We start from the raw sequence: 24,064 nt of genomic DNA, 5'->3' as shown, positions 1-24,064 counted from the left end.
GAGGGAGGAGCCGGATGGGGCGGGACGCGGACGACGGGCGGGCGGACTACCTCGCCTTCGTCGAGTCGCACCAGCACCGGCTGCTGCGCGCCGCGTACCTGATCTGCGGGAACCGCCACCAGGCCGAGGACCTGCTCCAGGACGCGCTGCTCAAGCTGGCGCTGCGCTGGTCGTCGGTGCGCGACGGCGACCCGGCCGCGTACGTGCGCGCCATCCTCTACCGCGACGCTGTCTCCTGGTGGCGGCGCCGGCGGCGGGAGTGGCTCAGCGCGTACCCACCGGACCGGCCGGGCGCCGACGCCGACGCCGCGCTGCGGCTCACCGTGCGCGCGGCGCTGGACCGGCTGCCACCACGCCAGCGGGCCGTGGTGGTGCTGCGCTACTTCGAGGACCTGACCGAGGTCGCCACCGCCGAGGCGCTCGGCATCACCGTCGGCACCGTCAAGAGCCAGTGCCACGACGCGCTGCGCAAGCTGCGCGACGCCGTACCCGCCCCCGGCACGTCCGGAGACGGCCTGGTGACCGGGATGGAGGCGAACCCGTGAGCGAACCCGAGCTGACCCGGCTGCTGACCCGGGCCGCCGAGGAGATCCGGCCGACCCGGCCGGCCGAGGCCGGATGGGACCGGGCCGGGCAGGTCCGCCGCGCCCGCCGGGCCGCCGGCGCCGCAGCCGTCGCCGTGGTCCTGCTCGGCGGCGGTACGACCGCACTCCTGCACCGCTCCGGCCCGCCACCTGCCGCACCGCCCCGCCCGACTGTGACGGCGGCACCGAGCGCGCCGGTGGTGCAGCGGCCCCCGGACCGGCTCGGCGAGGCGGGCGACCCGCTGGGCCGGCTCGGCGACCGGGTCGCCTACCGCCTCTCCGGCCGGCCGGTGAGCCGGGCGCTGGCGCTGTACCAGCCGGTCGACCCGGAGACCGGCGACGCCGGCCCGGTCCGGGTGCTGGGTGACGACGGCATGGTCCGGGAACTCGACGTGGTGACGCTCGCGCCCACCCGCGACGCCGAGGGCAACGAGGCCACCCCGCTCAAGCCGGGCAGCCTGTCGCCGGACGGCCGGACCGCCGCGTTCGCGCAGACCGGCGAAGTGGTCGTGATCGGCCTGACCGACGGCGAGGTCCGCCGCTATCCGCTCACCGGCTATCTGGAACACGTGCTCTGGGCCGGGGACCGGCTGCTGGTCGGTGACAACGACACCACGTACGAGCTGGACCGGCGCACCGGGTCGGCGCGGAAGCTCCCGGTCGACCCGTGGACGCTCGTCGTGCCCGAGCCCGCCCGGCCCGGTGACCTGTTCACCGTGGGCGGCTGGTCCGGGGACGGCGGCCTGGCCGTACGCCGCTTCCCCGCCTCCGGTGGCGCGCCGGAGCGGCGGCCGGTGACCGCCGGGGCGCTTCCCCCCGGTTACCAGGTGAACGAGGTCTACGGGCGGGGCTGGCAGCGCGGCGACCTGATCGGCCAGGCCGGCTGGACCACCACCGCGGGCCCCGCCGGCACGATGAGCGGCGCCGAGGGCGTGGCGGTGCTGGACGCCCGCACCGGGGCGGTGACCCGCCTGCTCGACCTGGGACGCGAGGGCCGGACCAAGGGGTGCTGCGAGGTGTACGGCTGGACCGCCGACGGTGACCTGCTGTTCCGCTACGACGCCGGGCTGGCCCGGTGGCGGCCGGAGACCGGCGCCGTCGACTGGGTGGCGAGCAACGTCCCCGGCCGGCTGTCGATAGCCGCCCGCTGACCAGCCTGGAACCCGGCCGGTCCCGCCGCGCGGAGACGAGCGGGACCGGCCGGGACGCTCAGCGGGTCAGGCCGCCGGGCTGGTCGCCCTTCACGACGGGGGCCCGGACCAGGTTGCCCCACTCGGTCCACGAGCCGTCGTAGTTGCGCACCTGCGGGAACCCGAGCAGGTGGTGCAGCACGAACCAGGTGTGGCTGGACCGCTCGCCGATCCGGCAGTACGCCACCACGTCGTCGGACGGGCTCAGCCCGAGCTGGTCGGCGTAGATGGCGCGCAGCTCGTCGGCGGACTTGAACGTGCCGTCGTCGTTCGCGGCGGACTTCCACGGCTTGCTCACCGCGCCCGGGATGTGCCCGCCACGCAGCGCGCCCTCCTGCGGGTAGTCCGGCATGTGCAGCATCTCGCCGGTGTACTCGCCGGGCGACCGCACGTCCACCAGCGGCCGGCCGGCGGCCACGTGCGCCATGACCTGCTCCCGGTACGCCCGGATCGGCGCGTCGTTGCGCTCCGGCACCGGGTACGAGGCGCGGGGCCGGCTCACCTTGTCCCGGGTCAGCTCGCGCCCCTCGGCGATCCACTTCTGCCGGCCGCCGTCGAGCAGCCGCACGTCCCGGTGACCGAAGAGGGAGAAGACCCAGAGGGCGTACGCGGCCCACCAGTTGAAGTTGTCGCCGTAGAAGACGACTGTGTCGTCCCGCCCGATGCCCTTGGCCGCGCACAGCTCGGCGAAGCTCGCGGCGTCCAGGTAGTCGCGGGTGACCTGGTCGTTGAGTTCGGTGTGCCAGTCGACCTTGACGGCGCCGGGGATGTGGCCGGTGTCGTAGAGGAGCACGTCCTCGTCGGACTCGACCACCACGAGCCCTTCGTCGCCCAGGTGCTCGGCCAGCCACTCGGTGGTGACCAGGCGCTGCGGGTCGGCGTACGACTGGAGGTGGGGATGCGGATCGCTCGGCACAGGCATGATCCCCAAGGTACGCCGGATCCGCGGAGCGCGGTGCCGGTCAGGCGCGGCGGTGCACCAGGCGGCCGGCGACCACTGTCGCCAGGCAGGAGCCGTCCGCGTCGAACACGGCGAGGTCGGCCCGCCCGCCGGTCACCAGCGCGGGCGGCCGGGCGGCGGGCAGCACCGCCACCTCGTTGCGGGCTGCGGCGGAACGCAGCGCCGGATCGGCCACGTGCTCCTCGACCACCGCGGCGACGCCGAGCCGGAACAGCGCGTGCACCCGCTCGCGGGGCGTGGGCGCCGGGGGCAGCGGACCGTCGTGCACGAGCGCCGGCCCGAGCGTGCCGGCCCACCGCCGCACCCGCACCCCGGGGTACGCGCCGGACAGCTCGGCCGTGGGCACGATCGCCTCGACCCGGTCCCCGGCGACCACGACGGCGAGCCCGGCGCGGGGTGGGTCGTCGGGTGTCAGCCGCAGCAGGTCCGCGGCGTGGACGGTACGCACGCTCAGCCGGCGTCGACCGGGCCGAGCACCGGCCGCTTGGCGGTGATGAAGTCGCCGGAGGACCGCCCGGTCAGCCGGCGCTTGATCCACGGTGCCAGGTGCCGGCCGGCCCAGCGCAGGTCGGCGGCGCGCGCGGCGAGCCACGGGCTGGGCGCCGGGTGCGGCGGGACCATCAGCCACTCCTCGTCGCAGCCGACGCCGAGCGCGGTGAGCACCTGGGCGGCGACCCGGCGGTGCCCGGCGGCCGACAGGTGCAGCCGGTCGGTGCTCCAGAGCAGCGGGTTGAGGTAGGTGTCGTCGGCGTACAGGTCGACCAGGATCGCGCCGTGCCGCTCGGCCACCTCGCCGACCGCCCGGTTGAGCAGCGCGACCCGGGGCGCCACCAGGCGCTGACCGGGCAGCCGGGCCATCACGTCGGCGAACCGGAACAGCACCACGTCGCTGCCGCCGGACCGCAGCCGTTGCACGACCGAGTCGAAGCGGGGGACGAACGTGTCCGGGTCGAAGCTGCGGCGCAGCACGTCGTTGCCACCGGCCGCGAAGCTGATCAGGTCGGGCTTCATGGCCAGCGCGGACGGCACCTGCTCGGCCACCACGTTGGGGAACAGCCGGCCGCGGATGGCCAGGTTGGCGTAGCCGAAGTCGGGCCCGGCCTCGACGGCGAGACGGGTGGCGACCAGATCGGCCCAGCCCCGGTAGCTGCCGTCCGGATACGCGTCGTCCATGCCCTCGGTGAAGCTGTCGCCCACCGCCACGTAGCTGCGCCAGCGCACGGCGCCTCCCTCAGACGTCCCGGCAGAAGTGCGTCGCACAGTCTGTCACCGCGCGGACCGGTCCCGCTGACCCTGAACCCCGGACGTGGCGGATGTCTCGACGTCCTGTTCACGACAGTCACCCGAGGGGACAAATCCGCCGGACACGACCGGCGGGGCAGAATCCGTCGCCCGGACCGGGGATGATGTCTGCCGTCATCCGGCCGCGCGAACCGTCCGGCCGGTCCCGCACCCGGCACGAGCGAGGAACCACATGACGCAGGGGCACCCACCGCCCGGCCACGCCGACCCCCGGTACGGCGCGGCGCCGCCGCCCGCGCAGCCGGTGCCGTGGGCGCCGCCGCCCCCGGCGCCGAAGTCCCGCCGTGGGCTCTGGATCGGGCTCGCGGCGGGGGCGCTCGCGCTGGCGGTCTGCGCCGGCACGGCGGTCGGTGTCGGGCTGGGCCTGCGCGGCGACGACGAGGACGGCCCGGCGCCGAAGGCGGCAGCCGGCGCGAACGGCGTCACCGTCACGAACGCCGAGCTGACCGCCCTGCTCGACCGGCACAGCAAGGCGCTCGCGGCCAAGGACCTGGACGGCTACCTGGCCGCGTTCGACCCGGCCCGCAAGGAGCTGGTCACCGGGCAGACCCAGCTGTTCCGCAACCTGGCGAAGCTGCCGCTGTCGGTGGCCCGCTACGAGACGGTCGAGCGGCAGGGCCGCGCCGGCGACGCCTTCGGGCAGGGCGTCACGTTCCAGCTCGACGTCTCCTTCGTGCACCAGTTGGACGGCTTCGACCGGGCCCCGGTCGCCGAGTGGTACCGCTGGACGGTCGTCCGCGCCGGCCGGGACGCGCCGATCCGGGTCACCGAGGTGACCGGCGCGCCGGCCGCCGGCAACGGCGGCTCGAAGACCGTCTACTACCCCGGGCCGTGGGACAAGTGGCGGGACATCCACGTCGAGCGGACCCCGTTCGCCCTGATCATCACCGACGCGGCCCGGGCCGACCTGGCGAGGCGGTACGCCCCGGCCGTCGACAGGTCGGTGACGAGCAACCTGGCCGTGTGGCGGGCCAGCGCGCCGCCCGGCCCGGTGTCGGACAGGTTCGTGGTCACGCTCGCCGACGGCAAGGACGAGATGACCTCGCTCTACCGGATCGGCACCGAGAAGGCCACCGAGGCGGGCTTCTCGCTGGGCATGGTCGCGGCCGAGCAGAAGGACGGCAGGGCCACGATCGGCGGCACCCGCATCGTGGTGGACACCAGCGACCGTTACTTCACCCGCTCCGGCGGGGACAACGACGCCGGCATGGTGTTGCGGCACGAGATCGCGCACTCGATGATGACGCCCCGCACCGACCTGGCCGCTGTGGACGAGTTCAGCAAGCTCGACGAGTGGGTGGTCGAGGGCTTCGCCGAGTACGTCGCCTTCCACGGCCGCCCGCTCGGTGCCAGCGAGCGCACCGCGCAGGCCCGGAAGCTGGTCCGCGACGGGTGGAACGGCACGCTGCCCGGCAACGGCGACTGGGACGACCCCGGCCGGCTGAGCTTCCACTACTGGCTCGGGCACACCGCGATGAACCACCTCGCCGAGAAGCACGGTGAGCCGAAGCTGTTCCGCTTCGTCGAGGCCGTCTACGCCGGCACCCCGACCGACCGCGCCGCCCGGGACGTGCTGGGCGTGTCGCTCGACGAGTTCCAGGCCGGCTGGGCCGACTACGTCCGCGCGCAGGCGCGCTGACGGGAACGGAGACGACCGATGACGTACCAGCATCAGCACCAGCAGCCGCCGCCCGCGTACCCACCGGCGGGCTGGCCGGGTCCGGCCGGTGCGCCGCCGGCGGCGCCGAAGCGGCGCGGACGCGTGGCGTTGCTGGTCGCCGGTGGCCTGGTGGCGGTGCTCGCGGTCGCGGCCGGCACCGCCTACGGCGTGTCCCGGCTGGTCGGCGGCGGTGAGGACGGGACGAAGCTGCGTACCGCGTGGGTGCTCGACTTCCCGGAGCTGCAGCGCAACGGGCTGAAGACGTACGACGGGCAGGACATGTTCGGCGCCTGGCTGATCGGCGACGCGGTGGTGCGGGCCCAGCCGGACGGCGTCATCGCCTACCGGCTCGACGACGGCGCCCAGGCGTGGGGCGTGCCCGCGCCGCAGGCGACCTCGCTGTGCACGGCCGCGCAGACGCTGGCCGAGGGGCGCGGCGTGGTGGCGCTCGGTTCCGCCGAGTCGTGCGACACGCTCGTCGGGTTCGACGCTGCCGCCGGCACGCAGACGTGGCGAGCGACGTTCCCCGTCGAACGCCGGACGGGCCGGTCCGAGATCGTCGCCCCGGACCTGTCGGTCGCCGCCGGGCAGGTCGTCGTCCGCAGTGGCGAGAACGTCCTCGGCTACGCGCTGGCCGACGGCAAGCGGCTGTGGCAGACCGACGCCGACCGGCTGCTGCCCGGCCGCGACTGCCGCCTGACCGACGCGCAGGCCACCGGGGACCAGGCCGTGGTCACCGCGCTCTGCGACGGCGACCGGGGTGCGCTGCTCGGCCTGGACCCGGCCACCGGCAAGCCGCGCTGGCAGCAGCAACTGCCTGCTGCGCAGCAGAGCGACGGGGTGCTGAGCGTCGACCCGCTGGTCAGCCTGCCCGGTCTGAGCACCGAGACGTTCGTCGCGCGCGACGCCGCCGGCAAGGCGCGCGCCACGTTCGGCAACCCCGTCGACGGTACGCGGTTCAGCGACCTGCCGGTCAACCGTTCCAACACGGTGAGCGGGCCGGGGATCCGGCCGCACCTGGCCGACGCGGACACGCTCTACCTGCCCACCGAAGCCTCTCCGGTGGGCGGCAAGATGCGCCAGGCCAACCAGGTGGTGGCGATCGACCTGGCCACCGGGAAGCGGCGCTGGGTGTCGTCCGGGCACACCGACAGCGAGGTGGAACTCGTCCGCCTCGACGAGCAGGGCGTGCTGGCGTGGGAGGTGGGTGACCGGCGTGACCTCGCCCCGCGGCTGGTCCGGATCGACCCGGCCACCGGGAAGGTGAGCGTGGTGGCCGAGGCGCCGCTGTCGGCCGGCACGGAGGGCAGCGACGCGAAGGTGCTGGAACGCGACGGCACCGTGGTGCTGGTGCCGTGGAAGCAGGTCACGGCGGACGCCGCGATCACCGTCCTGCGCTGACGATCTGCATGTCCCGCAGAGCCGAGGGCTCCGCCCGCTCCGTGATCTTCCTGCCGGTCGCGTCCACCAGTACCACCGTGTAGCGGTCACCGCTGCGGACCCGGACCACCATCGACCCGTCCGGCTGGAAGAAGACCTGCCGCAGTTGACGTCCGTCCAGCGGCAGCGGCACCTCCGCGCCGGTCCGGGTGTCGAGCACGGCGTTGACGAGGCGGCCTTGAGGATCTCATTCGCCCGCTTCAACTCGGCGTTCTCCCGCCGCAGCCGGCGCAACTCCTCCAACTCCCCGCTGGTCGGCCGGTCGTCACGCTGCCCGCGGTCGGCCTCGTCCTGGCGGATCCAGTTCCGCAACGCCTCGTGATGCACCCCAAGCTGGCGGGCCAATTGGCGGATCACGGGCTTCGGGTCCGACTCCCGATACAAACGCACCGCACGTTCACGCAGCTCATCGGGGTACTTCTTCGGTGCTGCCACGGATGACTCCCTTTAGCTCCATCAGAGCATGATCGAAAGCCTCCGAGCTACCGGGGGAACCTCAGGAGTGCCTGCCCGCCCCCTTCTGTGGCCGCCCGCGCCAGCTGGCGATGCGGGACGTACAACCAGTACGCCCCGGAAACACCCGTCGAGCCAAGCCCCAATTCCGGGCGGAACGGCCACCAGGTCTTGACTCCAGTCCGGTGGAGTGCTATCCAGTCCGTTCAGGTCGCTCGCAGTCCCTTCAGGTCCGCCCACTCACCGCTGAATAAACTTTCAGGACTGGTCACATCGAGTGACATATATCTCAGTAGGCGGAAGGGGTTGAGTCGGAGACTCGTGCACCCGCCGTCATCACAGGTGTAGGCGGCGAGCCTCAATCGAGACCACGCTAGGACACCACTCTCGTCGACTACAGCAAGGCTCACCGTGACTACTGCCGATCGGCGCGACACGACCATCAAGCGCGGCGCCATCAAGGACACCGTCCGCAATGCCCTGTGGGCACGTACGGCAGGTCGGTGCACGATCTGTAACCGACGTCTTCTCGGTGACTCCAGAACGTACTTTCACTCGGTCCTTCTTGCCGAACTCGCGCACAACATCGGTGCCACCGAAGGCTCCGGCTCGCCGCGCCGCAAGGATGACGACGGAGTCGTGGATACCGAGTCCGAGGAGAATCTACTCCTCCTGTGCCACGACTGTCACAAGGTCATCGATCATCCCGAACACATCGACTTCTTTCCTCCCGAGAAACTTCGCGAGATCAAGGAGTCGTTCGAACGGCGTATTGAGATGGTCACCGAGAACGGCGGGTTGACCCGGACCGCAGCGCTCCGCGTCGGCAGTCAAATCCGAGGCTCGCTCGCGCTCGCTTCCCAGCGTGAGGTCGGGGAGACGCTCTTGGCGGTAAATTACCTCGGCCTTGTTGAAACCCAGCGGAGCGGCGACTTCACGTGCCGCATCCACGGTGCAGCAGGAGGCCGCGGATTCTGGGATGCGGGCCAGCAGGCTATCGACGATACGTTGAATCTCGTGCGCCAGGCCGTCGACAGCGGCGATGTCGAGCACATATCTGTCTTTGCGATCGCGCCGATCCCGCTGCTTGTCTACCTGGGTTGGCAACTGGACGACAAGACGCCGACCCGGATTTTCCAGAAGCACCGAGATCAGTTCGTCGGTTGGTCTTGGACGAATCAGGGTGAGCCGGTGGAGTTTGAGGTGTCTGCTACCAACTCACAGGGCGACGTCGAGGACGTCGTGCTCGTGTGTGCGATCACGAGTGACGTGAATCTGGCGTTTTTGCCTGACGAGATCGCAGGAGCGCCGCGTGTTGAGATCCGACCGGTCGACATCCCTCCGGACCCTACATTGAGCCATTTTCATCCTGCGTAGCGGTCGGCTTCGACGCGGTGCAGGACGAGGATGGCCTGCACGATCGCGGTCGCTCGGCGTGGGCAGCAGCGCAGCTTGACCAGGATTTTCCAGGTCTTGAGGGTGGCGATCGCGCGTTCGCCGCGGGCGCGGATCTTCGCGTGCGCTCGGTTGACGGCCTTCTGCCGGCGTGACAGCTTCGGCCGGAAGCGGCGCCGCTTGAACGGGGTGCGCACGCTGCCGGGGGCGCCTTGATAGCCCTTGTCCGCGAAGGTCATCACGTCGGTGCTGGCCAGGGCGTCGATGATGCCGTGGGTGCGGGCGGCGGTCAGGTCGTGCGTCGAGGCGGGCAGCGCGGCCGAGGCCCAGACGAGACGCCCGGCCGCGTCGGCGATGACCTGCACGTTCACGCCGTGACGCTTGTGTTTTCCGGAGTAGTACGGCTTCTGGTTGGCGACCCGGTCGATCGGGATCAGGGTGCCGTCGAGGATTGCGTAGGCGAGCAGACGGATCCTGGTCATGGCCGTGGCCAGGTCGTCGGCGGTCGCGGCGAGCAGGTCGATGGCCTCGCGGACATAACGCCAGGCGGTCGTGACGCCGATGTCGAATCCGGCGGCCAGGCGGGTGTAGGTGTCGCCGTTGCGCAGGTGGGCCAGGGCGAGCAGGGCTTGCCGGCCGGGGTCGAGGCGTCGCCACCGAGACCGTTGCTGCTGGCGGCGGGTTCGGATGAGGGCGGCGAGGTGGTTCAGGCTGCGGGTGGACAACGGAATCGCGGCAGGGTAAGACAGCACAGCGAGGCTCCCGGTTGGGGCATCTGATCTTGGTCGATTGCTGTCTTACCGGGAGCCTCGTCCTACCTGGACACCGGCCTCCCACACCGCCCGTGACCTGCGCCGTCACGATGAAAATGGCTCATTGATTTCGCACGAGCAATCGCTGGCCAACTTCGCCGAGCAATGGCGAGCAGCTCTCGCCACTGCCGAGTCGCGGTACCCGGCCGCACGGCGGTGGCACCTCGTCGCGTCGGCGCCGGTCTCGGTTGCCATTGAGGCCGGCCGCGCGGTCATGCGGGACGCCCACCCGCCAGTGACAGTCTATGAACGCGGCCGCGATTTGTATGAAGGTGTGCTCGTGATCAACGGGTGAAAGGAGGACCGGTGGGTCCTCAATCAGCGTCGTCGGCCGGCGTCCTTCCGAGGGCTGGCGCCTGGGCCGGCACGAAGGCGCGCAATGGCCCGGCTTCGCCGTGCGGGAGCGAGATCAGGTGCGTGCCGGAGACGGCCGTTCCGGCGTTCAGATGAGCGCCGAGAATGCTGATCAGACTCCCGGCCACCCCGGCCAGGTCGGCGGCAGACCCGTGGAACGTAGGTGTCGAGCATCCTCGCGTTGGGATGATCTCGTCGCCAGATGCCGAAGTCTTCCACAGGCAGTGGAATGCCTCGTGCGCTCCATCCTGGAGGATTTGCGCTCCAGCTTTCCGGTCAATGGTCAGTGGGCCAGCCCTCAGTGGCGGCATCGAAACAGTCATGATGCCTAGCGTTCCTGTCCGAGCGTCGACAGCGACCTGGGCCATCACCGGCCGCTGGCCAGAAGCGGCAGCGAAACTGTCGAGAAGTCGGCTGATCGCAATGCTGACGGTGGCATCGATGATCAGGTCAGCCTCGGCGAGATCCTCTTCGCCGGGGACCAGGGCCCGTGTCGCAACTACCTCGACCGTGTCACTGATGGCGCGCAGACGCTGAGCAAGCGCTTCGACCTTCGTGTTGCCGACATCGGCCTCCACGAAGTTCTGTCGGACTAAGAGGCCGCCTGAGATGGTGCCCGGGTCGCACAGGATGACCTTCTTGGCTCCAGCGCGGACGAGATACTCCGCGATCCATGAGCCGAGGCCACCGCAGCCCCAGACGTGAGCTGTCCTACCCGCGTAAGCGGCGACCGGCCGCGCCGAGTCGCGACGCGTCGTGACCTCCTCACGCTCGTCAGAGACCGGCAACCACTCCAGCGGCGTCGCCGGGTCAATCTTTACCGGATCGATGTCGATCATGGAACTCTTCTTCCTGCCCGCCTTGACGAGTGTTCGGATGTGATCGGCTCCGACGCCCGGGATGCTTGCGGCGAGCAGGTGCGGAGGGCCGCCAGTCGGGTGAGGGACAGCGATGAGTATTCGTTGCGGTGTGCCGGTGGCCTTTCGGATGGCGCTTGCCCCGAGCACGGTCAACATCGCCGCTGAAGTGCGGGAGGTGCTGCGCCGCTGCAGGAACGCTCCGTCGGGGGCAGGACGGCCATGGTAGGGGTCGTCGACCGTCTGCAGAAGCGCGCCGAGATCAATCCCTGCGCCGAAGGGGAGATCGGCGTCGAGTATGACTACGGGGATGTGGTCGCCTTGGTCGGGCTCTGCGGGACGGTTGAGGTGCAGGTCGAATCGGTGCGGCGTGCGAGCCACCAGCCATGCGTGGCGCGCGCGCTTGCCGGTTTGAATCGTGTCTCGCACGACGACGGTGGGAGCGCCGTCGGCGGCGTGAAGCACGCCGCCGACGGCGTGGTACAGCGCGGTTTGGGCGTCGAAACGACCGCCCGCCGCGTCGGCGAGCCAGTCGACAAGGCGGTCGAGGAAACCGCCAAAGCCGTTGATCGGGTCCCACTCCCTCGACGGGTCGAGGTAGAGGCACAGGCGATGTCCCTGGAGTACGTGCGCATGATGAAGAAACCGAAGGTGATCGACCTCTACACGTGGCGGTGTCAGACTGGACGCCCCGACGGTGACGATGAACTCCTCATGCTCGCCCAACGGCATGCCGCGAGCAACGCGAGGAAGGTCGGCGGTCCAAAGCCGCAGGCGCAACCGTAATGCCCCGGATTGGTCAATGCGATGGCGTCCCATCACTTCGACGTCTCCCGGGAACGCTTCCGCGATGGCATTTAGCTCGGCCAGTACCTGGCGTTGCCAGTCGCTGAGGCCCCGCTTACTCACCCCGCTCTTCCGGAGAGGTTGACGGTTGCGGCGCCGGCCGTGCCAGCACCCGTTCCTACGGTGCTGTACTTCCCGCTCGACGTAGAGGAACTCGGGGCCGTGAAGCCGTCACCGAACAAGCCCTGCCACTTCTTCACGCTCTCGTCGAAGTCGGTCTCATCGTAGGCGGCCTTGATCTCGGCGGCGTGAGTGTGGATGCGGTCCCGGAAATACGCGTAGGTCTCCTGCGACCACCGGTGGTCGAACGAGGTGCCCGAACCGGACGGGTCCATGATCACTGGCTTGGTCGGGTTAGCCTGAAGCCACTTGTCGAGGTCGGAGACGATGTGCAGCAGCGCGGTCGGTAGGTCCGCGTAATATCCGGGCTCCAGGACTTTGCGCCAGGCTTCGACCTGCATACCCAGCACTGTCGTGAGCAGGATCGACTTTGTCCCGGTGAACGAGTTCTTGTGATCGCGCAAGAACTTCATGATGCGAATGACCTCACGAAGATGGTTTCCCGCGATCGCGTCCTTCTCTTTCATCCAGCTAGTGAAACCGTCGGTGTCGGTGCGCTCCCACACGTTGGTGTCTCGGTTAATGATCCACTGAGTCCCGTCAGCGCGGACCACGAACGGAACGATGTCGACGTGCATCGCGTTGTTCGCGTAGGTGACGTAGACGCACCGGCACTTCCGGCCATGCGGCATGTCCTTGTAGGGCGACATGTTGTGGATCACCTTGTAAATCGCATCGCCGTACTTCCTCAGGTCGTCGGCCCAGTCGGGGTCCTCGACCATCTGCACCATGAAGTCAGCGTCGAACGGCTTCCCGTTCTGCGGGTTGATGATGGTCCTCTGGGGCCAAGAGCCCTGCGGGATCTTCTTCTTGATCAGCGGACCGAGATCCTCGTCGTCCTTCAGGACGCCGTAGATGCTGTCTACCCGCTCGGTCAGCAACTCAAGCTTGAACTTGGACAGGTTGACGGTTTTGTCAAGAAAGTTTTTGAAGTAGTCCGTGTGTTTCAAAATCCACTCCGGGTGAATTAGGCGGAAAACTGGGCGTGGACACGCTCGACGTGATCGGGGAACCTCCCGGTTGTAGATGGGCAGGAATCACCGAAGCACCCGGGCTCCAGGCAGCGCGGCACAAGGCGCCGGCGGCTGGATTGCCGACGGGTCGTTCGAACGGGTGGAGCTATCTGCCATCTACATCTCCGCGCATCTGAATAGCGACGCCACCTGCGGAACGCCCGTCCTCCGTTGAGGTCCAGCCAGTCCATCGCCGCCGCTCTCTCGTTGCCGAGCGCGATTGAGCGTAGTCGCTGGGTACGACAACTTTTGGGGACAGGAGTCGAGGCATCGACTCGGCCACCCGGCGGCGCCGCCACCAGGAGACCTGCAGGTGGTACATGACCTTCCGGGTGTACGCCTCCGCGTTGCCGGTCTCGTGCAACCGGTTCCAGGCACGGTGTGTACGGGCCAGCGCGGACTGGACGAGATCCTCGGCCAGGTGCTGGTCGCCGGTCAGCAGGTAGGCGGAGCGCAGTAGCGCGGGCGCACGAGTTCGGACGAACAGGTCGAACTCAGTCAGGAGAAGATCCACACGAGCCGGTCCTTGGGGTCAGCTGGTGCATCGGCGTGACGCCTTCCGAGACGCCACCCGCCCGCACCATGGTTGCCGCCACCTGTGGCACTTTCCCGACAGGACCCGGCCGGCGTCAGCAGTCGAAGACCGACCAGCAGATGTCGTTGCGCAGCCGCTGGTCGTCCAGGACCAGCTCGCGGATCTCGGCCGGGAGCTGGTCGCGCTGCCACCGGCACTCGTCCCGCCCGGCCGTCTCGGCGAGACCGGCGGGCGCCGCCGCGCGTACCGCCTTGATCGCGTACGCGGCGGCGCCGAGTTCGTGGGCGGCGACGTGGGCCACGACGGCGGCCTGACCGGCGGCGTACGCGGCGTTGCGGGCAGCGCCGCGCAGGTCCCGGGCCGCGCCCATGGCGTGCCCGCCCGCCGCACGCGCCTCCATCATCCTGACCTCGCCCCGCACCCATGCGCGGGCGTGCTCGATCGCCTCACGTGGGCGGCTGTCGTCCGGCCGGACCGCCTCGAACAGGCCGAGGACGTGCTCCGCGCAGGTGGCGGCCCAGAGCGCCAGCAGGTGGTGGTGCTCGTCGGTGAGCGTGCCGCCCCGGCGGATCGTGGTGAACCGGGGATCGCGGACCTTCGGCAGGATCACGACGCGGCCTCCGGCCCGGCGGCGCCCTGGCGCAGGTCGTGGTCCAGTGTGCTCATCAGCCGGGCGACCCGGCTGCCGCCGCCGGTCAGCGGCGGATAGCGGCGCAGCACGTCGACAAGCACGGGGGTGGCGAGCCGCCGGTATCCGTCCAGCACCGCCGTGCCTACGGTCTCGTCGCCGTCGGCCTCCAGTTCGGCGACGCGTGCGGCGTTGGCGGCGGCCCGCAGGATGTGACCGACCTGGGTGGCCTTCGCGATCGGGTGTAGGTACGCGGCCGCCGCGGCGTCACCGGCGGCCCGGGCGGCCAGGCAGGCGGCCTCGGTGGGCGCGGACCGGGCGGCCCGGTGCGCGTCGAGGGACGTGACCCGCTGGAGTCTCGTCCGGGCGGCGCCGCGCGCGAACGTCCACGCCGCGTCGACGGCCGCGCGGGGACGCGGGTCATCGGGGACCGCCCGCTCGTAGACCGGGAGGACGTCCTCCGCGTGCCGGACCGCGTACCGCGCCACCTCGCGCAACTCGTCCATCGTCAGGTCGAAGTCCCCGGGCGCAGTCATGTCGCGGGCATCGTATCGGTGATGCCGCGCCGGTACGGGCCCCAGCCGACGAACCGCTCGAACAGCTCGCGCGGGGTCGGCCCGTCCTGCGGGTTGAGGCGGAACAGGTCGTGGGTGGCCTCGTGGTAGAGCCCGGACAGGTAGACGGCCAGGTCGACGGGGTGGTCCGCGTACTCGACCTTGAGCAGCAGGCGGGTCTGCGCACAGGGCCACGGGCCGCCGCAGGCGCGGCAGAGCCAGAGCGGCCGGATCGGCAGGTGGGCCGGGTGGTCCGGCGGGTAGGGGCGGGGCCGATCGGGGTACGGCCCGAGCCGCAGTACGGGAAGGTTCATGCGTGACAGTCTGCTGAGCTGACCACTACTCTCGGAAGTCGTCGCGGCCGGTCCGGGGAGAGGCCGGGAGACCGCCGGCCGACTGGGGAGGGCGTGTGGAGAACGAGCCGACCGCCGAGCTGATCCGCGCGCAACTGCGGCGGCTGCGGGTGCGGGCCGAGCTGAGCCAGGAGGAGTTCGGGAGGCTCGTGCACTTCTCCGGCTCCCAGGTGTCGGCGGTCGAGCTGGGCCACCGGCCGCTCGACAGGTTCTTCCTCGCCCGGGCCGACGAGGTGCTCGGCACCGGCGGGCTGTTGATGTCGCTGCTCAAGCTCGCCGAGCGTGACGGCCAGCCGAGCTGGTTCCGCCCCTGGCTCGAAGCCGAACGCCAGGCGCAGCAGTTGCGCTGTTATCAGCCGAGCCTCATCCCGGGCCTGTTACAGACGGAGAACTACGCCCGCGCGATGATCCGCACGGACGACATGCTCGCCGAGCAGGAGGCCGAACGGCGGCTCGCGGTCCGGCTCGACCGGCAGACCGTTCTGGCCGGCGCCGACCCACCCAAGTTCGTCGCGGTGATCGAGGAAACCGTGCTGCGCCGCGCCGACGAGAGCTTTCGCGGGTTGATGAGTCAGCAGGTCGCGCACCTGATCGAGGCGAGCAGCCATCCTCATATCGCGGTACACGTCATTCCGGCCGACGTGGGACTGCACATCGGACTGACCGGACCGTTCACCCTTGCCCGAGGTGGTGACGGCGGTTGGATCGGCTATCTCGAGAACCAGCTCGGCGGAACAGTGATCGACAAAGATGAGCACGTGGCTATCCTGCTGTCCAGATGGGAGAGCGTCCGAAGTGAGGCGTTGTCTCGCCGCCAGTCGATCGAGCTGATGAAGGAAGTGGTCGAGTCATGGAGCTGATCGGCGCGCTCTGGCGCAAGTCCAGTCGCAGCGGGCAGAGCGAGTGTGTCGAGGTGGCGGACAACCTGGCCGGGGTGGTCGGGGTGCGGGACAGCAAGGACCCGGCCGGACCCGTGCTCACCTTCACGCCCGACGCCTGGCGCACCTTCGTCCGCGTCAGCGGGAGCCGCGCGCAGCGCTGATCAGCACCGTGTGCTTGCGTACCCGGAAGGCGCCCTCGGCGTCGATGCGGGCCTCGATCGCGGCGCGGGCCGCCGCCTCCTGCGCGGCGGTCAGCGGCCCGATCATGCTGGCGACGTACGCCAGGATCGGCTCCGCGGCGGGCACCACCAGCTCGTCCGGGTAGCGCTCGACAGTCACGTCGTCGAAGTGGGCGGCGACCCGTGCGGGTGTCGCCTCGGCGGTCACGTCGATCCGGTCGTGGAACCGGACGGCCAGGTCGGGACGCCCGATCACCGGGCCGAGCCTGTTCAGCTCGGCCATGTGGTCGCGGCCGTTCACGGCGACGGCCAGCCGGCCGCCGGGACGCAGCACCCGGGCGAACCCGCGCAGCGCGGCATCCGGGTCGTCCAGGTGGTAGAGCATGCTGTTGGCGATCACCGCGTCGGCGACGCCGGCACGGAACGGCAGGTACGTGGCGTCGCAGCGCAGCACCCGCGCGCCGGGCACCTCGCGCAGCCGCGCGCACATGGCGGGCGAGAAGTCGGTGAGGGTGAGCCGGGGCCGGTGGCCGATCCGGTGCCACAGCTCGCCGGTGCCAGCGCCCACCTCCAGCACGACGCCGGACAGCGGCAGCCGCTCGCCCAGCCAGGCGAACCAGCCCTGCGGGTTCGTGCCGTACGAGTGCAGTGCGATGCGGGCGGTCAGGTTGCCCGTCGTCGTCGCGTACTGGCTCGTGGCGCGCGCCGACGCGGTGGCGCCGCCGGTCACGAGAGGTAGAGGCAGAACGGGTGACCGGCCGGGTCGAGGTGCACCCGGACGTCGTCCTGCGGCTGGAAGTCGGCCGGTGTCGCGCCCACCGACACCGCGTACGCCGAGGCGGCCTCCAGGTCGTCGACCTTGATGTCCAGGTGGGTCATCATCGGCGGGTCGCCGGGCCCGGCGGGCCACACCGGGCGCACGTAGGCCGGCTCGTCCTGGAAGGCCAGCCAGGTGCCGCCGCCCGGCGGAGCGAGCACCACCCAGTCCGGCTCGTCCTCCCGCCGGTGCCAGCCGAGCAGCCGCTCGTAGAACGCGGCGAGATCCTGTGCGGACGGTGCGTCGAGCACGAAACTGCTCAGCTCCAACGTCGGTCGATCCACCATGCCACCCTTCCTACCCCGCCCCTGCGACAACCTCACCCGACACGAGCGCGGAAAGGGATCGCCCGGTCGTCCGCTCGCGCCATAAGCTGCGCCAATGCTGCTGCGCATGTCGACCCTGCTGCTCCGGACCCTGCGCGAGGACCCGGCCGACGCGGAGGTGCCGAGCCACCGGCTGCTGCTGCGCGCCGGATACGTCCGCCGGGCCGCGCCGGGCGGCTACACCTGGCTGCCGCTGGGCAAGCTCGTGCTGGACCGGATCACCGCGATCGTGCGGGACGAGATGACCGCGATCGGCGACCAGGAGGTGCACTTCCCGGCGCTGCTCCCGGCCGAGCCGTACCGGACCAGCGGGCGGTGGACGGAATACGGGGACGACATCTTCACGCTCGCCGACCGCAAGGGCGCCGAGCACCTGCTCGCACCGACCCACGAGGAACTGGCCGCGCTGCTGGTGAAGGACCTGTTCACGTCGTACCGGGACTTCCCGGTGACGCTGTTCCAGATCCAGACCAAGTTCCGCGACGAGGCCCGGCCCCGGGCCGGTCTGCTGCGCGGGCGCGAGTTCCTGATGAAGGACGCCTACTCGTTCGACCTGGACGAGGCCGGGCTCCAGGCGGCGTACGACCGGCACCGGGCCGCCTACGAGCGCGTCTTCACCCGGCTCGGCCTGGACTTCACCACCGTCCACGCGATGTCCGGCGCGATGGGTGGGTCCGCCTCGGAGGAGTTCCTGGCCGCCACGCCCGTCGGCGAGGACACGTTCGTCGGCTGCACCGCCTGCGACTACGCGGCGAACACCGAGGCGGTGGTCACACGTGCCCCGGCCGCCGGTGACCCCGACGCGCACCCGCCCGCCGAGGTGCACGACACCCCGGAGACGCCGACCATCGCCGCCCTGGTCGAGCTGGCCGAGGCCCGGAAGCTGGGCGGGCGCACCGGCTGGACCGCCGCCGACACGTTGAAGAACGTGGTCCTCACCGTCCGCCGGCCCGGCGCCGAACAGGGCGAGCCGCTGGTGATCGGCCTGCCCGGCGACCGCGAGGTGGACCTCAAGCGGGTCGAGGCGGTGCTCGCCCCGGCGACGGTGGCGATCTTCGAGGACTGGGACGCGCACCCGGAACTGGTCCGCGGCTACATCGGGCCGCAGATCCTGGCCAAGCACGGCATCCGCTACCTGGTCGACCCCCGCGTGGTGCCCGGCACCACGTGGCTGACCGGCGCGAACGAGCCGGGCCGGCACGCCACCGACGTGGTGTGCGGGCGCGACTTCGTACCGGACGGCACGATCGAGGCCGCCGAGGTGCGGCCCGGCGACAGCTGCCCGGCCTGCGCCGACGGCGAGGTGACCATCCGGCGGGGCATCGAGGTCGGGCACATCTTCCAGCTCGGACGCCGGTACACCGACGCGTTCGCGGTCGACGTGCTCGGCCCCGAGGGCAAGCCGGTCCGGCCCACGATGGGCTGCTACGGCATCGGCGTCTCCCGGGCGGTCGCCGCGGTGGCCGAACAGCACCACGACGACCGGGGGCTGGTCTGGCCCGCGGCGGTCGCGCCGTGCGACGTACACCTGATCGCTGCCGGGAAGGGACCGCAGCTCGACGCGGCGCTCGACCTCGGCGGGCGCCTCGCCGCCGCCGGCCTGCGGGTGCTTGTCGACGACCGCACGCACGTGTCCGCCGGGGTGAAGTTCACCGACGCCGAGCTGATCGGCATCCCGCGCGCCGTCGTGGTGGGCCGCCGCCTGGCCGACGGGTACGTGGAACTGCGCGACCGGGCCACCGGCGAGCGCACCGAGCTGCCGGTGGAGGCCATCGTGGAGCGCCTGCGCGACGAGGTGGGCGCAACGCGCCGCGACGGGGTGTAGCGATCGCGCCACCGGGTACCGCAGACGGATCGACCGAAGCGTTCGGAGGCTCTCATGTTCCGCGTCAGTGACGTGATGACCAGGCAGGTGGTCTACCTCCCGGCGGAGACCCCGTTGGACGAGGCGGCCCGGGTGATGAAGGAGTCGGACATCGGCGACGTGGTGGTGACCGACGGCGCCACGCTCGCCGGCATGCTGACCGACCGCGACATCGTGGTCCGGGCGGTGGCCGAACGCGCCGACCCCGGCACCACCACCATCGGTTCGATCATCACCCGCGAGGTGGTGATGATCGAGCAGAACTGCACGGCGAACGAGGCGGCGGCGCTGATGCGCGAACGCAACATCCGCCGGGTGCTCGTGTGCGACAGCGACCGCAAGCTCGTCGGCATCGTCTCCCTCGGCGACCTCGCCATGCAGCTCGACCCCCAGTCGGCGCTCAGCGACATCAGCGAGGCCGCACCGAACGCGTGAGGGCGGGCCCTGCTCGCGTGACGCGGGGCCCCGCCCGGCACCGCCGGGTGGCGGCGCTCGGCGGCGGATAGCCTCGACCCATGCCCGAGATGCCGACCAAGCTGGCCGAGATCGTCGACGAGTTCGCCGCCGCGCCCCGCGACGTCGTCCTGGAGATGCTGCTGGAGTTCGCCGACGTGATCCCGCCCCTGCCCGAGGGCGTGAACCGGGAGGAGCTGGAGCAGGTCCCCGAGTGCCAGACCGCGTTCTTCCTGCGCGCCGAAGTAAACGCGGACAAGACCGTGAGCACCGTCTTCGACTGCCCGCCGGAGGCGCCCACCACCCGGGCGTTCGCCGGCATCCTCGCCGAAGGGCTGGCCGGGGCGAGCGCCGAGGAGGTGCTTGCCGTACCGGACGACCTCTACCAGCGGATGGGCCTGGCGCAGGCGATCAGCCCGCTGCGCGTACGCGGCGGCACCGCCATCCTGGCCCGGCTCAAGCGCCAGGTCCGGGAACAGATCTCCTGACCCGCGGGTTGTCGCTGGTCATGGACATCGAGATCTACGCCGACGTGGTCTGCCCCTGGTGCTGGATCGGCAAGCGCCGGCTGGAACAGGCCCTGGAGTCGTACGACGGCGAGGTGAACGTCCGGTTCCGGCCGTTCCAGCTGGACCCGACGCCGGTCACCGAGCCGAAGCCGCTGCTGGAGGCGCTCGGCGACAAGTTCGGCGGGCGGGACAAGGCCGAGGGCATGGCCGCGCACGTCACGGGCGTCGCCGCGGGCGCGGGCCTCGACCTGCGGTTCGACCGGGCGGTGGCCGCGAACACGTTCGACGCGCACCGGCTGGTGCGGTTCGCCACCGAGCACGGGCGCTCCGCCGAGATGGTCGAGCGGCTCTACCGGGCGCACTTCCACGCCGGCGTCGACGTCGGCTCGATCGACGCGCTCGTCACGCTGGCCGGCGAGGCCGGGCTGGACGAGACCGCGGCGCGGCAGTACCTGGAGTCGAACCTGGGCCGCCGGGAGGTCGCCGCCGACCTGAGCACCGCCCACCAACTCGGCGTCTCCAGCGTGCCGACGTTCGTGCTGGCCGGGAAGTACGCGGTCACCGGCGCCCAGGAGCCGGAGACGCTGCTCGCCGCGCTGCGCGAGGTGGCGCAGCGCGAAGCGGCAGCCTGATGTTTCACGTGGAACAAGATCGATGCGGATGAGAACCTAGGCCGGCCGGGCCAGGTCCTCCACCACCCTCGCCCCGGGCAGCGCGCCGAGCGCCGGCCCGGGCAGGGCGATCTTGCTGTGCCGTACGCCCGACCCGATGATCACGTGCGGCGTGGCGATCACCCGCGAGTCGACGAGGATCGGCCAGTCCGCCGGCAGGCCGATCGGCGTGATGCCGCCGTACTCCATGCCGCTCGACTCGACCGCCTCGGCCATCGGCGCGAAGCTCGCCTTGCGCACGTCGAGCAGCTTGCGGACCACGCCGTTCACGTCGGCGCGGGTGGTGGCGAGCACGACACAGGCCGCGTACCGGATCTCGCCGCCGCGCCTGCCGGCGACCACCACGCAGTTGGCCGACTCCTCCAGCCCCACCTCGTACGCCTCGCAGAAGGCAGCGGTGTCGGCCAGGTCGGCGTCGATCGGGGCGACCAGTACGTCGTCCACGTCCACCGGGGCCTCGACCGGCCACTCCTGCAGGGCCGCGGCGACCGGCGGGGCCAGCAGGTCGAGCCGGGTCCGGGCCGGCTCCGTCTTCAGCGTCCCCATCATGCCGCGATCCTCGCACCCGCCCGGCGGATCGACCGGCCGGACCCCGCCCCCGCCCTTCAGTTGGGATTGGTGAGGAACGCGTTCTCCTGCGCGAAGTCCCGGCTCTCGGTGGTGGTGAGCTGCCGGCGGCGGAGCACCTCGGGACGGTTCGCCTCGGCGTCCTCGATGCCGTGCCGGACGCCGACCCGGATCACGCCGTAGAGGAAGACGAAACCGAAGACGTACAGGACCACTGTGGCGACGAAGACCAGCATGCGGTCACCGTAGGCCGGTGCGGACCCGACCGTTTCTCATCTTCCGGCGGTTCCCCCGTACGTGTCAGCGAGGTGGTCGGCCCAGGTCCGGACGCCGGTCGGCGTGGCGGTCGTGGTGAGACCACCCGCCCGCAGCTCCCGCCCGAGCCGGCCGGGGATCCGGACCGGCAGCAGCGGACGGCGTACCCGCCGGGCCGCCAGCCAGGCGCGGGCCGCGTCGTCGTAACGCAGCACCTCCGGTCCGCCGAAGTCCTCCACCCGGTTCGACGGTCCGGCCAGCAGCAGGACCGCGAGGCGGTCCGCCACCTCGCCGGGGTCGACCGGCTGGGCGAGCACCGCCCGGTCCCCGATCACCGGGCCGAGGCGGCTCGCGCCGCTCAGCAGCCCTTCAAGGAACTCGGGGAACTGGGTCGCCCGCAACACGCTCCACGGCACCGGCCCGGCGGCCACCACCTGCTCGGCGGCGAGCTTGTGCCGGTAGTAGCCCAACGGCACCCGGTCGACGCCGACGATCGAGACGAAGACCAGGTGACGCACCCCGGCGTGACCGGCGGCCACGGCGAGCCGGCGGGTGCCGAGCACGTCGATGTCGTGTGTGCGCCGCTGCGGCGACGAGGCCAGGTGCAGCACCGCGTCCACCCCGGCGACCGCCTCCGCCAGCCCGGCGCCGGTGGCCAGGTCGGCGGTCACCCACTCGACCCCGTCCCCGGTACGCGTCCCGCGGCTCATCGCGCGCAGCGTGAAGCCCTCGTCCCGCAGTCGCGGCACCGCCACCCGCCCGAGCCGCCCGGTCGCCCCGGTCACCAGCACCCGCATCGCCACTCCTCCCACACCCGCGCAGCCGCCACACCGCGGCTCCACGATGGGACGGGACGCCGACCCGGATCGTGACAGCCGCCCGCCCCGCCCCTTTTCACCCCGATCCTGCGCCCTCGACGGCCACCCCGGCCCCGCCCTCCCGTTGTTGACCAAGGAGTTCGTGTCGGATGGAGGCTCGAAATCTGACCCAAACTCCTTGATCAACGGGGCAGAGGCGGGGCGGCGGCAGAGCAGCGCAGGGGACGGGGGTCAGGTGGTGGGGCGGAGGACCACCCGGCCAGCCAGCAGCAGGCCCAGCAGGCCGCAGGCGGCTGCCACGGCCAGCGTGGTCGCGAAGCCGGCCGGGCCGGGGGACGCGCCGGCGGCCAGGACCGCGCCGGTGAGCGCCAGCACGGTGGCGGCGGCGAGCGAGTCGCCCAGTTGCAGCGCGGAGCTGTTGCGGCCCTGCTCGGCCGGGGCGGACTGCTCCAGGGTCAGCACCGACAGCGACGGATAGAGCAGGCCCATGCCCAGCCCGGCCACCGACCAGCTCAGCACGGCCGGCAGCACCGGCAGCCCGGGCACCAGCGCCGACGCCACGCCCGCCGTACCGATCGTGATGCAGGCGAGCCCGGCCCGGGGCAGCGTCGCCGCCGAGCGGGGCGACCCGATCCGCCCCTGGATCCACGAGCCCACCGACCAGGACAGCGCCCCGACGGTCAGCACCAGACCGGCGCCGGTGGGCGAGAAGCCGCGCTCGCGGGACAGCATCAGCGGGATCACCACCTCGGCGGCCACGAACGCCGCCGACGCCAGCGCGCGCAGGCCGATCACCGTCGGCAGTCCCCGCGCCGCGCGCAGGAACCCGGCCGGCAGCAGGTGCGGCACGCAGACGAACAGCCCGGCCAGCGCCCCGGCGATCAGGGCGGCGGCGAGAACGCCGCGCTGCTGCCCCCCGTAGTGCAGCAGTGCGGCGCTCGCCCCCGCCCCGCAGGCCCAGCCGATCCGGGCCAGGGCACCCGCCGGCGGGCGGGTCGCCACGGTGGCGGTCAGCGCCCGCAGCCCCGGCTGGACCAGCAGCGCCGCCGGGATCGCCACCGCCGGCACCGCGAGGAACACCCACCGCCAGCCGAGATGTTCCACGATCAGTCCGGCCAGGGCCGGACCGACCAGCGACGGCACCACCCAGGCCGCAGCGAACGCGGCGAAGATCCGCCGCCGCAACTGCTCCGGGTACGCCTGACCGACGACCACGTAGAGCGCCACCGAGACCAGCCCGGAGCCGAAGCCCTGCACCACCCGCCCGACGACCAGCACCTCCATCGTCGTCGCGGCGCCGGCCACCACCAGCCCGGCGACGAACCAGACGACCCCGTGCCACATGGCCGGGCGCGGCCCGCGCGCGTCGCACCAGATGCCGGAGGCGACCATCGCCACCACGCCGGAGGCGAACGAACCGCCGAACGCCAGCGCGTACAGGCCGAGCCCGTCGAGGCTGCGCGCCACTGTCGGCATGGCGGTGCCCACCGCCAGCGCCTCGAACGCGAGCAGGGACACCAGGGCGACACTGCCCACAGTCATCGCCCGCAGGCGCGGCGACCAGAGGTCGACGGGTGGGTCAGCCGGAACGGCGGTGGTGCTGGTCATGGCGTTCAGCCTCGGACCTCACCCCCGGTTGAGGTCAACTGTGTCGCGCGTCTCGTCAC

General features: G+C 71.5%; 28 protein-coding genes and 2 pseudogenes. 12 read left to right on the top strand and 18 right to left on the bottom strand.

What is annotated here, in order from left to right; translation table 11 throughout:
- Nucleotides 1-14: 14 nt before the first annotated feature.
- Nucleotides 15-545, top strand: a complete 531-nt coding sequence (locus CLT75_RS24430) for a SigE family RNA polymerase sigma factor (protein WP_135242635.1) — start codon at nt 15-17, stop codon at nt 543-545.
- Entirely contained in the window at nt 542-1,735 is a 1,194-nt protein-coding gene (locus CLT75_RS24425) for a hypothetical protein (protein ID WP_135242634.1), read from the top strand. The genes CLT75_RS24430 and CLT75_RS24425 overlap by 4 nt, the downstream gene beginning before the upstream one ends.
- A 58-nt stretch (nt 1,736-1,793) precedes the next feature.
- Here CLT75_RS24425 and CLT75_RS24420 read toward each other — a convergent pair whose 3' ends face one another.
- The 3 genes from CLT75_RS24420 to CLT75_RS24410 are packed head-to-tail and all read right to left on the bottom strand — an operon-like array spanning nt 1,794 to nt 3,956.
- A complete protein-coding gene (locus CLT75_RS24420) occupies nt 1,794-2,696 on the bottom strand; it encodes a sulfurtransferase (RefSeq protein WP_135242633.1) in 903 nt (300 codons plus the stop codon).
- Between the two features lie 40 nt (nt 2,697-2,736).
- A complete protein-coding gene (locus tag CLT75_RS24415) occupies nt 2,737-3,183 on the bottom strand; it encodes a hypothetical protein (RefSeq protein WP_135242632.1) in 447 nt (148 codons plus the stop codon).
- Between the two features lie 2 nt (nt 3,184-3,185).
- On the bottom strand, nt 3,186-3,956 hold the full coding sequence (locus CLT75_RS24410) for an SGNH/GDSL hydrolase family protein (protein ID WP_135242631.1): 771 nt from the start codon (nt 3,954-3,956) through the stop codon (nt 3,186-3,188).
- 253 nt (nt 3,957-4,209) lie between these two features.
- Here CLT75_RS24410 and CLT75_RS24405 point away from each other — a divergent pair, with 253 nt between their 5' ends.
- The gene (locus CLT75_RS24405; RefSeq protein ID WP_135242630.1) at nt 4,210-5,676 is read left to right on the top strand and encodes a gluzincin family metallopeptidase; all 1,467 of its coding nucleotides are present in this window, start codon (nt 4,210-4,212) and stop codon (nt 5,674-5,676) included.
- An 18-nt stretch (nt 5,677-5,694) separates the two neighbouring features.
- Nucleotides 5,695-7,098, top strand: coding sequence for an outer membrane protein assembly factor BamB family protein (locus tag CLT75_RS24400; protein ID WP_135242629.1), 1,404 nt, complete (start codon nt 5,695-5,697; stop codon nt 7,096-7,098).
- Here CLT75_RS24400 and CLT75_RS24395 read toward each other — a convergent pair.
- A complete protein-coding gene (locus CLT75_RS24395) occupies nt 7,082-7,297 on the bottom strand; it encodes a hypothetical protein (RefSeq protein ID WP_135242628.1) in 216 nt (71 codons plus the stop codon). The two genes, CLT75_RS24400 and CLT75_RS24395, sit on opposite strands and share 17 nt — an antisense overlap.
- A gap of 92 nt (nt 7,298-7,389) precedes the next feature.
- A pseudogene (locus tag CLT75_RS33455) lies at nt 7,390-7,527 on the bottom strand (transposase); the annotation flags it as partial.
- Nucleotides 7,528-8,001: 474 nt separating this feature from the next.
- Between CLT75_RS33455 and CLT75_RS24385 the strand changes: the two are divergent.
- Nucleotides 8,002-8,967 carry an SAVED domain-containing protein gene (locus tag CLT75_RS24385; protein WP_486485264.1) on the top strand — a complete coding sequence of 322 codons (966 nt, stop codon included), beginning with the start codon at nt 8,002-8,004 and terminating at the stop codon, nt 8,965-8,967.
- Here the strand turns inward: CLT75_RS24385 and CLT75_RS24380 are convergent.
- On the bottom strand, nt 8,955-9,737 hold the full coding sequence (locus CLT75_RS24380; RefSeq protein ID WP_013283918.1) for an IS5/IS1182 family transposase: 783 nt from the start codon (nt 9,735-9,737) through the stop codon (nt 8,955-8,957). The genes CLT75_RS24385 and CLT75_RS24380 overlap by 13 nt on opposite strands.
- Nucleotides 9,738-9,774: 37 nt before the next feature.
- On the opposite strand from CLT75_RS24380, the gene CLT75_RS24375 reads away from it, so the two are divergent.
- Nucleotides 9,775-10,092 carry an SAVED domain-containing protein gene (locus tag CLT75_RS24375; RefSeq protein ID WP_486485263.1) on the top strand — a complete coding sequence of 106 codons (318 nt, stop codon included), beginning with the start codon at nt 9,775-9,777 and terminating at the stop codon, nt 10,090-10,092.
- A 19-nt stretch (nt 10,093-10,111) separates the two neighbouring features.
- On the opposite strand, the gene CLT75_RS24370 is transcribed toward CLT75_RS24375, so the two are convergent.
- The 6 genes and pseudogenes from CLT75_RS24370 to CLT75_RS24345 all read right to left on the bottom strand — a co-directional run bounded on the left by CLT75_RS24370 (nt 10,112) and on the right by CLT75_RS24345 (nt 15,018).
- Nucleotides 10,112-11,917: a ThiF family adenylyltransferase gene (locus CLT75_RS24370; RefSeq protein WP_135242627.1), complete on the bottom strand. Its 1,806-nt coding sequence runs from the start codon at nt 11,915-11,917 to the stop codon at nt 10,112-10,114.
- Nucleotides 11,914-12,924, bottom strand: coding sequence for an SMODS domain-containing nucleotidyltransferase (locus tag CLT75_RS24365; RefSeq protein ID WP_135242626.1), 1,011 nt, complete (start codon nt 12,922-12,924; stop codon nt 11,914-11,916). The genes CLT75_RS24370 and CLT75_RS24365 overlap by 4 nt, the downstream gene beginning before the upstream one ends.
- 328 nt (nt 12,925-13,252) lie before the next feature.
- Nucleotides 13,253-13,501 (bottom strand): annotated as a pseudogene (locus tag CLT75_RS24360) (sigma factor); the annotation flags it as partial.
- Between the two features lie 115 nt (nt 13,502-13,616).
- Complete coding sequence (locus CLT75_RS24355; RefSeq protein WP_135242625.1) at nt 13,617-14,132, bottom strand: putative immunity protein; 516 nt, start codon at nt 14,130-14,132, stop codon at nt 13,617-13,619.
- Nucleotides 14,129-14,686 (bottom strand): putative immunity protein, encoded by a 558-nt coding sequence (locus tag CLT75_RS24350; RefSeq protein WP_135242624.1) that lies wholly within the window; start codon nt 14,684-14,686, stop codon nt 14,129-14,131. Before CLT75_RS24350 ends, CLT75_RS24355 begins: the two co-directional genes overlap by 4 nt.
- Entirely contained in the window at nt 14,683-15,018 is a 336-nt protein-coding gene (locus CLT75_RS24345; RefSeq protein ID WP_135242623.1) for a hypothetical protein, read from the bottom strand. Before CLT75_RS24345 ends, CLT75_RS24350 begins: the two co-directional genes overlap by 4 nt.
- A gap of 95 nt (nt 15,019-15,113) precedes the next feature.
- Here CLT75_RS24345 and CLT75_RS24340 point away from each other — a divergent pair, with 95 nt between their 5' ends.
- Together CLT75_RS24340 and CLT75_RS24335 are read left to right on the top strand one after the other, a co-directional pair.
- Nucleotides 15,114-15,917: a helix-turn-helix domain-containing protein gene (locus CLT75_RS24340; RefSeq protein WP_013283265.1), complete on the top strand. Its 804-nt coding sequence runs from the start codon at nt 15,114-15,116 to the stop codon at nt 15,915-15,917.
- Nucleotides 15,908-16,099: a DUF397 domain-containing protein gene (locus CLT75_RS24335; RefSeq protein ID WP_135242622.1), complete on the top strand. Its 192-nt coding sequence runs from the start codon at nt 15,908-15,910 to the stop codon at nt 16,097-16,099. The genes CLT75_RS24340 and CLT75_RS24335 overlap by 10 nt, the downstream gene beginning before the upstream one ends.
- On the opposite strand, the gene CLT75_RS24330 is transcribed toward CLT75_RS24335, so the two are convergent.
- Together CLT75_RS24330 and CLT75_RS24325 are read right to left on the bottom strand one after the other, a co-directional pair.
- Nucleotides 16,074-16,847 carry a class I SAM-dependent methyltransferase gene (locus tag CLT75_RS24330; RefSeq protein WP_486485262.1) on the bottom strand — a complete coding sequence of 258 codons (774 nt, stop codon included), beginning with the start codon at nt 16,845-16,847 and terminating at the stop codon, nt 16,074-16,076. The genes CLT75_RS24335 and CLT75_RS24330 overlap by 26 nt on opposite strands.
- Nucleotides 16,844-17,221 carry a VOC family protein gene (locus CLT75_RS24325; protein WP_135242621.1) on the bottom strand — a complete coding sequence of 126 codons (378 nt, stop codon included), beginning with the start codon at nt 17,219-17,221 and terminating at the stop codon, nt 16,844-16,846. The genes CLT75_RS24330 and CLT75_RS24325 overlap by 4 nt, the downstream gene beginning before the upstream one ends.
- Before the next feature lie 94 nt (nt 17,222-17,315).
- Here CLT75_RS24325 and CLT75_RS24320 point away from each other — a divergent pair, with 94 nt between their 5' ends.
- From CLT75_RS24320 to CLT75_RS24305, 4 genes are all read left to right on the top strand, one after another.
- Nucleotides 17,316-19,085, top strand: coding sequence for a proline--tRNA ligase (locus CLT75_RS24320; RefSeq protein ID WP_135242620.1), 1,770 nt, complete (start codon nt 17,316-17,318; stop codon nt 19,083-19,085).
- A 54-nt stretch (nt 19,086-19,139) separates the two neighbouring features.
- A complete protein-coding gene (locus CLT75_RS24315; RefSeq protein ID WP_135242619.1) occupies nt 19,140-19,559 on the top strand; it encodes a CBS domain-containing protein in 420 nt (139 codons plus the stop codon).
- Nucleotides 19,560-19,639: 80 nt separating this feature from the next.
- Nucleotides 19,640-20,065: a SufE family protein gene (locus tag CLT75_RS24310; protein WP_013283255.1), complete on the top strand. Its 426-nt coding sequence runs from the start codon at nt 19,640-19,642 to the stop codon at nt 20,063-20,065.
- Between the two features lie 20 nt (nt 20,066-20,085).
- Entirely contained in the window at nt 20,086-20,718 is a 633-nt protein-coding gene (locus CLT75_RS24305) for a DsbA family oxidoreductase (protein ID WP_135242618.1), read from the top strand.
- Nucleotides 20,719-20,754: 36 nt separating this feature from the next.
- Here CLT75_RS24305 and CLT75_RS24300 read toward each other — a convergent pair whose 3' ends face one another.
- The 4 genes from CLT75_RS24300 to CLT75_RS24285 form a co-directional block, all read right to left on the bottom strand.
- Entirely contained in the window at nt 20,755-21,303 is a 549-nt protein-coding gene (locus tag CLT75_RS24300; protein ID WP_135244116.1) for a YbaK/EbsC family protein, read from the bottom strand.
- Nucleotides 21,304-21,362: 59 nt separating this feature from the next.
- Nucleotides 21,363-21,560, bottom strand: a complete 198-nt coding sequence (locus CLT75_RS24295; protein WP_013283252.1) for a hypothetical protein — start codon at nt 21,558-21,560, stop codon at nt 21,363-21,365.
- Nucleotides 21,561-21,596: 36 nt separating this feature from the next.
- Nucleotides 21,597-22,376: an NAD(P)H-binding protein gene (locus tag CLT75_RS24290; RefSeq protein ID WP_135242617.1), complete on the bottom strand. Its 780-nt coding sequence runs from the start codon at nt 22,374-22,376 to the stop codon at nt 21,597-21,599.
- Nucleotides 22,377-22,628: 252 nt separating this feature from the next.
- On the bottom strand, nt 22,629-24,005 hold the full coding sequence (locus tag CLT75_RS24285) for an MFS transporter (protein ID WP_135242616.1): 1,377 nt from the start codon (nt 24,003-24,005) through the stop codon (nt 22,629-22,631).
- Nucleotides 24,006-24,064 lie beyond the last annotated feature (59 nt).

The sequence above is a fragment of the Micromonospora sp. CNZ285 genome (assembly GCF_004637285.1).
The sequence above is the reverse complement of the archived record's forward strand: the minus strand, read 5'-3'. Positions and strand labels throughout refer to the sequence as shown.